General features: G+C 70.2%; 11 protein-coding genes and 1 pseudogene. 4 read left to right on the forward strand and 8 right to left on the reverse strand.

All coding sequences use genetic code 11. The features are described 5' to 3' along the window. Positions 1 to 67: 67 nt before the first annotated feature. Positions 68 to 1,966, reverse strand: coding sequence for an alkyl/aryl-sulfatase (locus ABT127_RS20705; protein ID WP_351451904.1), 1,899 nt, complete (start codon positions 1,964 to 1,966; stop codon positions 68 to 70). 186 nt (positions 1,967 to 2,152) lie between these two features. On the opposite strand from ABT127_RS20705, the gene ABT127_RS20710 reads away from it, so the two are divergent. Both ABT127_RS20710 and ABT127_RS20715 read left to right on the forward strand, forming a co-directional pair. Further along, complete coding sequence (locus tag ABT127_RS20710; RefSeq protein WP_351451906.1) at positions 2,153 to 2,557, forward strand: STAS domain-containing protein; 405 nt, start codon at positions 2,153 to 2,155, stop codon at positions 2,555 to 2,557. Further along, positions 2,554 to 4,770 (forward strand): SpoIIE family protein phosphatase, encoded by a 2,217-nt coding sequence (locus ABT127_RS20715; protein ID WP_351451909.1) that lies wholly within the window; start codon positions 2,554 to 2,556, stop codon positions 4,768 to 4,770. The genes ABT127_RS20710 and ABT127_RS20715 overlap by 4 nt, the downstream gene beginning before the upstream one ends. 232 nt (positions 4,771 to 5,002) lie before the next feature. Here ABT127_RS20715 and ABT127_RS20720 read toward each other — a convergent pair whose 3' ends face one another. After that, a complete protein-coding gene (locus tag ABT127_RS20720) occupies positions 5,003 to 5,620 on the reverse strand; it encodes a TetR/AcrR family transcriptional regulator (RefSeq protein WP_351451911.1) in 618 nt (205 codons plus the stop codon). Positions 5,621 to 5,676: 56 nt separating this feature from the next. Between ABT127_RS20720 and ABT127_RS20725 the strand changes: the two genes are divergently transcribed. Then, entirely contained in the window at positions 5,677 to 6,633 is a 957-nt protein-coding gene (locus ABT127_RS20725) for an NADP-dependent oxidoreductase (protein WP_351451913.1), read from the forward strand. A gap of 179 nt (positions 6,634 to 6,812) precedes the next feature. On the opposite strand, the gene ABT127_RS20730 is transcribed toward ABT127_RS20725, so the two are convergent. The 3 genes from ABT127_RS20730 to ABT127_RS20740 form a co-directional block, all read right to left on the reverse strand. Then, entirely contained in the window at positions 6,813 to 8,270 is a 1,458-nt protein-coding gene (locus ABT127_RS20730; protein ID WP_351451915.1) for an FG-GAP and VCBS repeat-containing protein, read from the reverse strand. A gap of 95 nt (positions 8,271 to 8,365) precedes the next feature. Continuing rightward, positions 8,366 to 8,884, reverse strand: a complete 519-nt coding sequence (locus tag ABT127_RS20735) for a DinB family protein (protein ID WP_351451918.1) — start codon at positions 8,882 to 8,884, stop codon at positions 8,366 to 8,368. Between the two features lie 50 nt (positions 8,885 to 8,934). Continuing rightward, positions 8,935 to 9,543, reverse strand: a complete 609-nt coding sequence (locus ABT127_RS20740) for a 3'-5' exonuclease (RefSeq protein WP_351451921.1) — start codon at positions 9,541 to 9,543, stop codon at positions 8,935 to 8,937. 90 nt (positions 9,544 to 9,633) lie between these two features. Between ABT127_RS20740 and ABT127_RS39345 the strand changes: the two genes are divergently transcribed. Next, a complete protein-coding gene (locus tag ABT127_RS39345; RefSeq protein WP_502971752.1) occupies positions 9,634 to 9,906 on the forward strand; it encodes a nucleotidyltransferase domain-containing protein in 273 nt (90 codons plus the stop codon). 10 nt (positions 9,907 to 9,916) lie between these two features. Here the strand turns inward: ABT127_RS39345 and ABT127_RS20745 are convergent. From ABT127_RS20745 to ABT127_RS20755, 3 genes and pseudogenes are all read right to left on the reverse strand, one after another. Further along, a pseudogene (locus ABT127_RS20745) lies at positions 9,917 to 10,082 on the reverse strand (transposase); the annotation flags it as partial. 386 nt (positions 10,083 to 10,468) lie between these two features. Beyond that, on the reverse strand, positions 10,469 to 11,278 hold the full coding sequence (locus ABT127_RS20750) for an ABC transporter ATP-binding protein (protein ID WP_351451923.1): 810 nt from the start codon (positions 11,276 to 11,278) through the stop codon (positions 10,469 to 10,471). Next, positions 11,271 to 12,233 carry an ABC transporter ATP-binding protein gene (locus ABT127_RS20755; protein WP_351451926.1) on the reverse strand — a complete coding sequence of 321 codons (963 nt, stop codon included), beginning with the start codon at positions 12,231 to 12,233 and terminating at the stop codon, positions 11,271 to 11,273. The genes ABT127_RS20750 and ABT127_RS20755 overlap by 8 nt, the downstream gene beginning before the upstream one ends.

The raw sequence follows: 12,233 nt of genomic DNA on the forward strand, positions 1-12,233 counted from the left end.
GGGACACGTGAGGACCAGCCTCCCCTTCATCGGCGACGGGTTCGTCGTTGCTGGACGCGGCACGTTGCTACGGCGTGCTGATGCCGAAGTGCGCGTCGAACGGTTCGAGGACGGTTCCGTAGGAGGCCAGAGCGCTCTCGTCGCCGTCTAGGGTCACGGCATCGATCTGCTGTGCGCGCTCCGGTTGCAGCAGGACCGCGGCCAGGGCCTGTTTCGGGCCGGAGACGGTCAGGGCCGCGTCCGGGTCGTGGCCCGCACGGGCGTTGAGGACGCCGTTGCGCACCCACATCGTCCATCGGTCACCGCTGTCCATGAAGGTGAAGTTGATACGGACGTCGACATCGGCGGCGCGCTCGCCGACGACGTGGACGCCGGCGAAGTCGAAGAGGAGACCGATGGGCATGGCGAGAATGGTGTCCTGGCTGCCGGTGGCGACCTCGCCCTCCGTGCGTACGCCCTCGCGCAGCTCCATGGCAGCCGTCAGGAAGATGGCCCGGTACTGGGTGTTCTCCTGCTGGTAGCCGAGCTGCTCGTAGGCGTCGGCCTGCAGATTCTTCGCCTCCGTGTCGTCGGGGTCGGCGAACACGGCGTGATGCAGGACCTGAACCGCCCACCTGTAGTCACCGGCGTCCAGGGCCGTCCGCCCCTCCTCGAGGATCCGGTCCCGCCCGATCAGTGCGACATGACGCCGGGCGTGGTCGGAGGGCAGGAGCGGAAGAATGGTGGCGGGGTCGCCGTCCCAGAAGCCGAGTTCCTTGTGGAAGACGGCGCGCACATTGTGATGCAGCCCGCCGTGGTAGTAGCGGCTGTACCACTTGCGGCCGATCGCGTCCGGAAGCTCGACCTGCTCGGCGGCCTCCAGCGGAGTCAGGCCCTGGTTGGCCAGGCGCAGCGCCTGGTCGTGGATGTACTTGTACAGGTCGCGCTGGTTCTCCAGGAACGTGACCACGTGGTCGTTGCCCCACACGGGCCAGGTGTGGGGCCCGTAGTGGACTTCCACGTCCTGGCCCCACCGCACCAAGGTCTCGTCCAGGTAGCGGGCGAAGTTGCGCGCGTCACGGGTCCGGGCGCCGCGGATGGTCTGGATGTTGTGCATCGTGTGATTGGCGTTCTCCGCGCAGGTGAGAGCCTTGATCGCCGGAATCCAGATGTGCATCTCCTCCGGCGCCTCGGTGTCGGGCGCGTACAGGAACTCGAACTCCCAGCCGCCCAGCGTCCGTGTCTCCCCGGTTCTGGTGATCGGATCGGTGGGGGAGATGTAGGAGAAGCGGGCGTTCATTCCGTCGTTGTTCGCGCCGATCCCACCCGTGATCAGTCCGCAGTCGCAGCGCGGCAGGAGCAGACCGAAGGTGTAGGCCATGCGGCGGGACATGGCGTTGCCCGTGATCACGTTCTCGCCGATGGCGTGCTTGTCGAACGACTCGATCGTGCCCGGGGCGACGATCGGCACCTTGCCGCTCTTCACGTCCGCCTCGTCGATGAGCCCCTTGACGCCGCCGTAGTGGTCGAAGTGCGTGTGGGTGTAGATGACGGCCACCACGGGCTTGTCGTTGCCGGTCTCGCGCCGGAACAGCTCCAGGCCGAGCCGTGCGTGGTCGACGCTGAGGCCGCAGTCGACGACGACCAGGCCGTCGGGGGCGTCGACGATGGTGATGTTGGCACTGAGCCGGATCTGGTAGAGCCCGTCGACGACTTTGTACAGGCCGGCCCGCTTGATGACCTGGGACTGTCGCCACAGGCTCGGGTTCACCGCATCCGGTGCGGGAGCGTCGTCGGTGACGTAGTCCAGAGCGGGGCCGTCGAAGACGACCTCGCCGTCGTCGTTGCGCAGCACGCCCTCGAAGGCGGCCATGAAGCCGCGGTCGACGTCCGCGAAATCCTGCCGGTCGTCCAGCGCGTACCGGCCCGCGGCCGCACGGTTGACCGAGGTGGTGTGCTCGGACGCGGGCTTCGGTTCGTACGCCATGTCAACCAGTCCGTTTCGTGCGAGCAGCCTCGCTGCCCGCCACTGCCGGGCAGCCCTGTCGCCCAGTCCCTCATGCAACCCGAACCTCCGCCACCCGACGGAGCCGGGCCGCGGCCGGTGCGGGTTCGGACCGGCTCGTAACATGGAGGCGTTCACGGCAAGAGCTTCAGGCGGAGGAAGCCGCGGGTGTTTTCGGTGGAGGCCCGGCAGGTCGGGCACAGCGTGGTCCTGGCGTTGCGCGGTGACTTGGACTACGACAGCGCCGCGCAGCTGCACGAAGCCCGTGAGAAGGTTCTGATGCCGGGACGGGGCGGGGGGCCGGTAGTGATCGACTGCGCTGGTCTGCTGTTCTGCGACTCCTCCGGTGTCAGCGCCTTCATCCGGCTGCACCGGCAGCTGGCCTCCCAGGAGCGGGCGCTGCGCCTGGCGTCCGTGCCGTCGAAAGTGTCCCGTCTGTTCGAGCTGACGGGTTTGGACCAGGTGTTTTCTGTGCACACGGACGTGCGCGGGGCTCTGGCCGGTGACCTGCGTGTCGTTGATGGCGCTGTTCCGGACGACCCGGACCAGCCGGATGAGGAGCGGCACGGATGACGCGGGTACCGAAGCAGCAGCCCGGCGATCCCGCTGTGGCGTCGGGTGGTGAGGTCGGGGCCGCCGACGTGGGGATGGACGAGGACCTGCGGGCGCTGTTCGGGCAGTCCACGGCCGTGTTCGCTTCGCTGTCCGGCCCTGCGCACATGGTGGAGGCCGCGAACGACGCGTTCTTCACGGCGATCGGCGGCGGGCGCACGCGGACCGGCCTGCCGCTGGGACAGCTGATGCCGGAGCTGGTCGCGCAGGGCTTTGTCACGGTGCTGGACCGCGTGTACCGCACCGGCAAGCCGTTCACCGGAAGTGATGCCCGGGTGCTGCTGGGGCACGGCGCGGCGGCTCGGGAGGCGTTCTTCGACTTCACCTACGAGCCTCGCTTCGATGTGGGCGGCAATGTCACCGGTGTGCGCCTGATCGGCGTGGAGACCACCCAGGTCAGGCAGGCCCATCGGCTGACCGCTGAACACCGGGCGCTGCTGGAGCAGATCGCCCGCCAGGCCCCACTGCCCGACGTGCTCGACGGCATGGCACGCGTCATCGAGGAGCTCGCGCCGGAAGAGGTACTGGTGTCGGTGCTGCTGGCGGACGCCGACGGACGGCACCTGCGCCACGGCGCGGCCCCGAGCCTGCCCGACTTCTACAACCGGGCCATCGACGGCATCGCCACCGGCGAGGGCGTGGGCTCGTGCGGTACCGCCGCTCACCGGCACCAGCCAGTGATCGTCACCGACATCGCCACGGACCCGTTCTGGGACGACTTCCGGGCCCTGGCCGTTCAGGCGGGCGTGGCTGCCTGCTGGTCCACTCCGATCCTGGCGCGCGACGGCGCACTGCTGGGCACCTTCGCGATGTACCACCGCGTCCCGCGCAGCCCGCAGGACGCCGACCTGGCACTCGCCCGCGTCTTCGCCGACACCGCGGCCCTGGCGATCGAGCGCCACTACGCCGAACAGGCCCGTACCACCGCCCAGGCACGCGAGCAGGCGGCCCGGGACGACCTCGCCTTCCTGCTGACGGCCAGCACCGAGCTGACCTCCGACCTGAACGACACGCAGGTCCTGTCCCGGCTGGCCGCCTCGGGCGCACCCCGCCTCGCGCCGCTGTGCGCCGTCGACGTCATCCGCAACGGGCGGGTCCACCGCATCGCCACCGCGGCTCCCACCGAAACGCAACAGAGGCTGTTGGCCTCCCACATCCCCGTCTACGACGCCGACGACGACGCCGTCGCCCGCGTCCTGGCCTCCGGGACCAGCGAGGTCGCCCGCCGCACCCCCACCGGCCCCGGCCCCTGGCACGAACTGGGCGTCACCGGCTACCTGTGCGTCCCGCTGATGGACCGCGGCACCGCCTTCGGCACCCTCACCCTGCTGTCCACCGGCGAGCACACCTTCGACGGTCACACCGTCTCCCTGGCCGAGGAACTCGCCCGGCGAGCCGCCTCCGCCGCCCGCAACGCCCGCCAGTACACCCACCGCCACGCCCTCGCCCGCGATCTGCAGGCCGGCCTTCTCCTGCCCGACCTCCCCACGGTGCCCGGCGCCGACATCGCCACCTACTACCACCCCGCCGGCGAAGGGCTGGACATCGGCGGCGACTTCTACGACCTCTTCCCCCTCGACGACGGCCGCTGGGCCTTCATGCTCGGCGACGTCTGCGGCCGCGGCGCCAAAGCCGCCACCACCACCGCCCTGGTGCGCCACACCGCCCGCGCCGTCGCCCCCCTCGTGCCCGGCCCGCACGCGGTCGTCACCGCCGTCAACCGGGCACTGATCACCCGGCCCGACAGCCACGGCACCGGCTTCGTCACCCTCATCTACGGCACCCTCACCCCCACCGGCCACGGCCTCGACCTCGACATGGTCCGGGCCGGCCACACCCTGCCCCTCCACCTCGGCAACGACGGCACGCCCCGCCCCGTCGACATGCCCGGCTCCCTGCTGGGCATCGCCGCCGACATCCACCTCACCCCCGTCCACCTGCACCTCGACCCCGGCGAGAGCCTGCTGCTCTACACCGACGGCATCTCCGAAGCCCGCGACGCCGCCGCGGAGCAGTTCGGCGAACACCGCCTCGCCCAGGCGCTGACCGGCACCCTCCACCAGCCCGGCGCCCGCCACGTCATCGACACCCTGACCAAGGCCGTCCACGCCTTCACCGGCGGACACGACATCGACGACGACCAGGCCGTCCTCGTCCTGACCGCATCGACCTGACACCTTCTCCGTACCGGCCACGCCCCGTGAGGGGGAGCAGGAGCCGCCCTGATCGCGAACCACGGTCTGAAGCGGCTCTTGCGATCAACCAGTTCTCCGGGACCAACGGCGCCTACGGGCCCGACTCCGCCATGGCCTGCATCGAGCCGCCACACCGAGCCTTGACCTGCGAGCGTCGAAGGGCTGAGAGACCCCGCAGTTCTCCGAACCGGACTGCCGTCGTGCGTATCACTCAGGTCGGCCGGGCGGTGGGCCTGAGGCCGTCCATCAGGAGATTCAGCAGACGGCCTGCCTGAGCTTCGCGCTCGGGGCGGGGAGCCACGGTGAAGATGCCGATGAGAGAGGCGGCGATGTCCTCGGCGGTGACGTCGGAGCGGAGGTCATCCGCCGCACGGCCGGCGTCGAGCATCGTGGTGATGGCGGTCAGCAGCTCGGTGCGTGTCTGCGCATGGGCGATCTCGCCCGTTTCGATCATCGCGAGCAGCGTGTCGAGCATGCCGTTCTTGGCCGCGATCCAGTCTCCGAACAAGTCCATCCAGCGTCGCAACGCCGCGGCGGGGGGCATCCGGCCGAGCAACTCGTGCGCGCCGGCCGTCAGCCGCACGACCTGGTCCCGGTACACCGCGTCGACCAGTGACTCGCGGGTCGGGAAGTGCCGGTAGAGCGTCGCGATGCCGACCCCGGCCTCGCGGGCGATCGCACGCATCGACGGCTCGGGGCCGGCCGACGCGAAGACGCGGGTCGCCACATCGAGCAGTTGGTCGCGGTTGCGGGCAGCGTCCGCCCGCGGCGCGCGTATCTGCGGCGCACTGGAAACGGAACGCGTTCCGTTTGTGTTACGGTCGTCCATGTAAACGGAGCATAGTCCGTTTCGGTGCGTTCGCAGGACGAGGAGGGCAGACGTACATGCAGGAACAGAGCAATCAGCCGTCGCCGGACCATGGCAAGGCAGTCCGGCTCGACGCATTCGGTGGGCCCGACGTCCTGGACGTCCGCGAGGTTCTCGCGCCGCAGGCCGGCCCGGGACAGATCCGTGTGCGGGTCACCGCGGCCGGTCTGAACCCGATGGACTGGTTCATGACCTCCGACGCGGACACTGCCGCCCGGTTCGGTCTGACCTTGCCGGCCGGGTTCGGAACCGACTACGCGGGAGTGGTCGACCAGGTCGGCGACGGGGTGAGCGACTTCGCGGCCGGCGACCGAGTGTTCGGAGGCGCGCTCTCCCGTGCCGTCGCTGACTTCGTGGTGGTCGATGCGGGCGGCGAGACGGCGGCGAACGAGGCCCACCACACGCCCGACGGAATCGACGACCGTATCGCCGCCACTCTCACGATCGCGGGCCGCACGGCATCCGCCGCCCTCGCCGCAATCGCCCCCGGCCCGGACGACACCGTACTGATCGGTGGCGCGGGAGGCGGGGTCGGGGTGTTCGCCGTCCAACTGGCACGGATCGCCGGAGCGCGCGTGATCGGGACCGGATCACCGTCGTCGGCCGATTACCTGCGGGAGCTCGGAGCCGAGCCGGTTGCCTACGGCGACGGCCTGGCCGACCGGGTCCGAGCCCTCGCTCCCGATGGCGTCACCGCCGCCATGGACCTCCACGGGGTGGAGACAGTGCACGTCGCACGGGAGATCGGCGTCCAGGACGACCGCATCTGTACGATCGCCGCGCAGGTCGACGGTGTGACGGCGGCCAACGGTGCCAACGCGGTTCCCGGCGCGCTGGAAGAGATCGCCCGCCTGGTGGCGGCAGGCCAACTCCACGTGCCGATCGCGGAGAGCTTCCCGGTCGAGCAGATCCGCCGCGCGGTCGAACTCCAGGCCGGTCGACATGTGCGCGGCAAGATCGTCATCGACCTCTGATGACGCTGCCGACGGATCATGGTCGATGCCACGGGCGGATCGCCCCCCCCCGCGGTGTCAGCGCCCGGGAGCGGTAGCCCCGCTCGGCCGTGGACTCGCGCCGGGGCTCGTGGTGTTGGGCTCTACGCGACTCTCGGGCATGTCCCGAGTCCCGCACGGGACACGGGACATGGAGGCGATCAGCGGGTGCCGAGTGTTCCGCCGTACTTCAGGGCGCTCGACGGTGCGGGCAGGCCGAGCTTGCGGGGGGTGACATCGTAGGAGCCGTCGGCGGAGGCCGCGGGGAGTACCCAGACGCCACCCGATCCGGCGTTCTCACCGGGTGATCCGACGGCGATGTCCGTGGCGCCGTCGTGGTCGTAGTCCCCTGTCGCGAGCGCGGCGCCGAACGCGTCGCCCGGCTCGGCGGCGCCTGGAACGCCCGGGGTGTTCTGGTGGAACGCCACCGAGTGACCCGCGCCGTTCGCGTCGACGAGCCCCTTCGGGCCGCCCAGAAGCAGCGTCGCGGCGCCCGCCCCGGCGCGCTCCCCGATGGCCTCGCCCGGCGCACCCGCGATCAGGTCGTCGCGGCCGTCACCGTTGACGTCCGCCGCGGCGAGGGCCGCTCCGAAGTGGTCGTCGATCTCGGCGACACCACGGACCCCGGGGGTGTCCTGACTGAGGGTCTGCTGGCGGTAGCCGAAGTTCCAGGGGATGCCGGCGCCGTAGTGGATGTGGATGCCGCCGCCCAGGGCGAGTTCTTCCGGGCCGCACGGGTCGTCGATGTTCTCGTCGGCGATCTCCCGGCATTCACCGAGGGCCAGGTCGTCGTGGCCGTCCCCGTCGAAGTCGCCGGTGGCCAGCGCGGAGACGCCGGCGTTGTCGGTGTTCCAGAAGTTGGCGAGCGACTTCTCCTCGGCGGACCAGCTCCACAGGCGTACGTGCGACTGGGTGAAGGGGGTCGTGGACCAGTACCCCGTGGCCAGGTCGGCGACGCCGTCGTCGCTGCCGTCCAGGTCTCCGACCGCCAGGACGGGCGCGCGTCCGCCCATGGCCCCGGTGAACACGGTGGTGGCGGGACCGCCGGCACGCTTCAGCACGACCTTGTCCGTCGCACCGATCGCGACGTCCGTTCTGCCGTCGCCGGTGAGGTCGGCCGCCGCCAGGGACTTTCCGTACGCGGCCGAGGACGAGGGGCCGTTCAGGACGGTGGCGCCGGTGCCCAGGCCGCCCCTGGCGCCGTGCAGGACGGCGACCGTGCCGGCGTCGGCGCCCGCGCCGCCGACGTCCTCACCGGGGACCCCGATGACCAGGTCCGCCCTGCCGTCGCCGTTCATGTCGGTCACGCTCACCGCGGCGCCGAACCGGTCGCCCTTCTCAGGGGTACCGGGAACACCGGGTGTCGCCTGGGTGACCCGGGTGTCGCCGCCCGTACCCAGACCCTTCGGTCCGCCCCAGACCACGTCGACGTATCCGGCCTTGGCCTTGCCGCCGACGGCGCCGTCCGGCACGCCGACGGCGAGGTCGGCGAAACCGTCGCCGTTGATGTCGCTGGTGAACGCTGTCGGGGTGGCCGCGGTCGCGGGCGCTGCGAGGGGCAGGCCGGCGGTGGCCGCGGCGGCGACCGTCACTGCTATGGCGTACGTCCGTATGCGCACGGGGGCTCCAACTCGGTTGCAGGCACAGGGCACTCCTGTGACAGCTGAGCGGGCGTCGAGGTTGTGCTGGGATTGTTCCGGGGTTCACCTCGGATTCACGGGTCGGGAGCGTTTGCCCCGTCGAGCAGTTCCCTCACGATGTCCGCGTGCCCCGCGTGCCGTCCGGTCTCTTCGACGAGATGGATGAGCATCCAGCGGAGGTTGGCCTGGCCGGAGCGGTAATCGGGGCGGCGGCCGACGTCGTCCAGGGAAGCCGTGGCCACGATCTCGTTGCTTCGGGCGCACTGGTCCTCGTACTCCGCGAGCAGCTGCTTGAGCAAGATGCCGTCGGTACGCCAGTTGGCGTCCTCGTCCGTCTCGTCGAAGGACGGGTTCTGCGTCGTGTCGCCGCCCAGGAACAGCACCTCCAGCCAGGTGTGCTCGACCCAGCGCATATGGCTGATGAGGCCGGCCATCGTCATCGCCGGTGAGGTCGGGATGACGGGGCGGTGCGCGTCTGCCTCGCTCAGACCCTCGCATTTCCATCTCAGGATCTGCCGTTGCAGATCCAGCCAGCCGGTGAGCGCGGTGCGCTCGTCGGACTGCAAGGGGGGACGTTCGAGTGAAGGTGCCATCCCTGCGGACGTTAGGGCGCCCGATCTCTGACTGTCGCCCGATTTTCGACTCAAGATCCGTCGGACAGCCCCTGGGCGACTGCGTCCGTGGCCGGCCATGCCCCGCGCCCCAATAGATCGAGGACGAGCGCGGCGATGTTCCACGCGTCGTCTTCTCCACGGTGATGGCGTCCCTCGAGCGGCAGTCCGGCGATCTGCAGGGCGCTGTCCATGCCGGGTTTCTTGCTCAGCCCATGGGCCGCGGCGAATACGGCCTTCGCGTTGGTGTGGGTGCGCTCCGTTGGATGGCCGAACGGGTAGGCCGTCCCGTCGGCCTGACACTGCCGGGCGAACTGCCGACGGTCGTACTCGCCCCAGCTTGCCCAGGGACGCTCCCCAGCCTCGAACTCCTCGGTAAGAATCCGGCAGGCCTCGGCGAACGTGACGCCCCGTTCCACCTCGGCTTGAGTCAGTCCCGTCAGCTCGGTGCAGAAGTCGCTCACCGACGACCGCGCAGGGCGGACGAGGACACGGTGCCGGGATACACGGCGTCGTGCCGGCACGTCCACGACGGTGAGACCGATCTCGATGATCTCGTTCACAGAGCCAGGCGGAGGCTGGCCGTCCCAGCAGGTGGCTTCCACATCGATGACGTTCAGCAGGACGGATTCGTGGAGCATGGGCCGAGAGTAGGGATGGGCGCCCGGTTCCGGCACTCGAATTTCTCCTGACCAGGTGCCTCTCGCGACATCCCTCGTTTCGTGATGATGATGGCGGATGCTGCGAACACACTGGCTGTGATCAGGGCTCTTCGGGCGCAGGGCGTGAAGACCGGGACTCTTCAGGGCGAGCCGGTGCAGTGCCTGACGGCGCAGGGCCAGGTGGCCTGTCGCACGGGGTACGAGCTCGAAGACGAGGACCGCCGGGACATGACGGCCTTGCAGGACTGGTTCGGTGTGGACCTCCTGGTCCGGGCGGGCGGAGGAGATCCTGGGCATTTTTGCGGGTGCCGGCTGCGTGCTGGTGGGCCCGATCGACGGTGAAGTCGGCCTAGACAGTCCATTCCATCCGGCCCACCGCGTCATCGCGGACCTGGACGTGCTCCAGTGGCTTCGCCCACGTCCCGTCCGCCTCCCGGCGGTCGAACCGCTCGTAGACCGGTCCGCCACGGCCCGTGCCGCTCGGATAGATCGCGCCAGGGCGCTCCGGTCCCACGCCGTATCCGTCAACGCGCTGCGATCGCTCACACGATCAATGATCGGAGCGCTCGTGATCGGACTCGCACGCGGGGCCCGCTACGAACCGGCTCAGCCGATAGGTGGTCGGCAGCGCCAGGCGACCGCACAGGGTGTCGATCCGGATCATCGAGCTGTCGATGCGTGCCGCCCGAAGACGGCGCAGGTGCGCGCGCAACTCTGCCTGGGTCCGAGTCTCGAAGAAGACTTCCCACCGCCCCACGTGCGGTGCAGTGCGAGCAGCAAGCCGCTGCCTCTCGGCCGCTTGTCGCCGCCTTCGTTTCCCTTGTCCTGGCATCGGCACAGAATCGCTGGCCGGCGTCAGAACGGCAAGGCAATTGGGCCGTGTACTACATCCTTCTGGCGCGGCTCAGGCCTGCCTGTGCGCCTCCACTGTCCTGCGCGGGTCCCAGCCCGGGCCCGGGATCGAGGCCAGCAGCAATTGTGTGTACGGGGTACTGGGCCGAGAGAGCACGGTGTCCGTCGCTCCGGATTCGACGATGCGCCCGTGCTGCATCACGATCAGGTCGTCGGTGACGCTGCGTACGACACCGAGGTCGTGGGTGATGAACAGGTAGGTGATGGCACTCTGTTCGCGGATGTCGGCGAGGAGGTTCAGGATCTGCGCCTGGATCGAGACGTCGAGGGCGGCGACCGCTTCGTCCAGGACGAGGATCTTGGGCCGGACTGCAAGCGCCCGGGCGATGGCGACGCGCTGGCGCTGGCCTCCTGACAGGTTGCGGGGCTTGGCGTCGGCGGCGCGTGAGCTGAGCTGTACCTGGTCGAGGAGCTCGCTGATGCGCGCGGGCCGGTCGACGCCGGGGTAGTGCAGGCGCAGTGTCTCGCCGAGCGCCTCGCGGGCGCTCAGCCGCGGGTCCAGGCTCTGCAGCGGGTCCTGGAAGACGATCTGGACCTGGCGGGCGCGGGCCAGGCGTCGGGCTCTGCCGCGAGGTGCCGTACGCGGTTGCCCGTCGACGGTGAGCGTGCCGCTGGTCGGGGCGTCCAGTCCGGTGATGACACGGGCGGTGGTGGTCTTGCCGGAGCCGGATTCGCCGACCACGCCGAGGGAGCCGCCGACGGGCACGGAGAAGGTGAGGTCGTCGACGGCGGTGAAGTCGCCGAAGCGTTTGGTGAGACCGCGTACGTCCAGTCGCGGTGGGTCCGTCTTGATCTCAGGCATGGAGGTCCAATACGGCGCTGTGGTGGCAGGCGACAGGGGAGTCGGGCGGTGTCCGGTGCCGGCAGAGCTCGGTGCGGTGGGCGCAGCGCGGTGCGAAGGCGCAGCCCGTGAGCAGGGTGTCCAGGTCGGGTGGGCCGCCGGCGATGGGTGTGAGCTGTCCGGCTTTGCGGTGCAGGCGGGGAGTGGCTTGCAGGAGGGCTGCTGTGTAGGGGTGTTGGGGGTGGGCGAGAAGACGGTCGGGGGTGGCGGTCTCGACGATGCGTCCGGCGTACATGACGCAGATGCGGTCGCTGATGGCGGCGGCGAGGTCGAGGTCGTGGGTGATGAAGAGCAGGCCCATGCGGAAGCGGTCGCGCATGTCGGCGAGGAGGGCGATGATCCCGGCCTGGGTGGTGGCGTCCAGGGCGGTGGTGGGTTCGTCGGCCAGCAGGAGTGGGGGGCCGGGCATGAGGGCTGCGGCGATGGCGACGCGCTGCAGCATGCCGCCGGACAGTTCGTGCGGGTACTGGCGCAGCACCCGTTCGGGCAGCCGGACGGCTTCGCACAGTTCGCGGGCGCGGATGGGCGGGTCGTCGGTGTAGGCGGGCCGCGCGTGTCGGGCGGACTCGATGAGGAAGTCCTCAATGCGGTGCAGGGGGTTGATGGCGGCCTGTGGGTTCTGGAAGACCATGGAGGCGCCGCGGGAGCGCAGTGCCCGCAGTTGGCCGGGGGACGCGGTGAGGACAGGGTGCCCGGCCGCGATGATGCTGCCGCTGGTCCGGGCGCCGGCGGGGATGAGTCCCAGGGCGCTGCGGGCGGTGAGTGACTTGCCCGAGCCTGATTCGCCGACGAGGGAGACGGTCTCTCCGGCTGCGACGGTGAGGGTGACGCCGGCCAGGACGGGGCGTGCCTGGCCCGGCAGTTGAAGGGTGAGCCGGTCGTACTGGAGGGCCGGGGCGCTGTCGGGGGTGGGCAT

Origin of the sequence: Streptomyces sp. NPDC001904 (genome assembly GCF_040297005.1) — a bacterium.
Lineage (GTDB): Bacteria > Actinomycetota > Actinomycetes > Streptomycetales > Streptomycetaceae > Streptomyces.

Coding starts and splice junctions, on each gene's coding strand:
- ABT127_RS20705 (WP_351451904.1), bottom strand. CDS start 1,966: ATGGCGTACGAACCGAAGCCCGCGTCCGAGCACACCACCTCGGTCAAC.
- ABT127_RS39345 (WP_502971752.1), top strand. CDS start 9,634: ATGGCGGATGCTGCGAACACACTGGCTGTGATCAGGGCTCTTCGGGCG.
- ABT127_RS20755 (WP_351451926.1), bottom strand. CDS start 12,233: ATGCCCACCCCCGACAGCGCCCCGGCCCTCCAGTACGACCGGCTCACC.
- ABT127_RS20735 (WP_351451918.1), bottom strand. CDS start 8,884: ATGGCACCTTCACTCGAACGTCCCCCCTTGCAGTCCGACGAGCGCACC.
- ABT127_RS20720 (WP_351451911.1), bottom strand. CDS start 5,620: ATGGACGACCGTAACACAAACGGAACGCGTTCCGTTTCCAGTGCGCCG.
- ABT127_RS20740 (WP_351451921.1), bottom strand. CDS start 9,543: ATGCTCCACGAATCCGTCCTGCTGAACGTCATCGATGTGGAAGCCACC.
- ABT127_RS20725 (WP_351451913.1), top strand. CDS start 5,677: ATGCAGGAACAGAGCAATCAGCCGTCGCCGGACCATGGCAAGGCAGTC.
- ABT127_RS20715 (WP_351451909.1), top strand. CDS start 2,554: ATGACGCGGGTACCGAAGCAGCAGCCCGGCGATCCCGCTGTGGCGTCG.
- ABT127_RS20750 (WP_351451923.1), bottom strand. CDS start 11,278: ATGCCTGAGATCAAGACGGACCCACCGCGACTGGACGTACGCGGTCTC.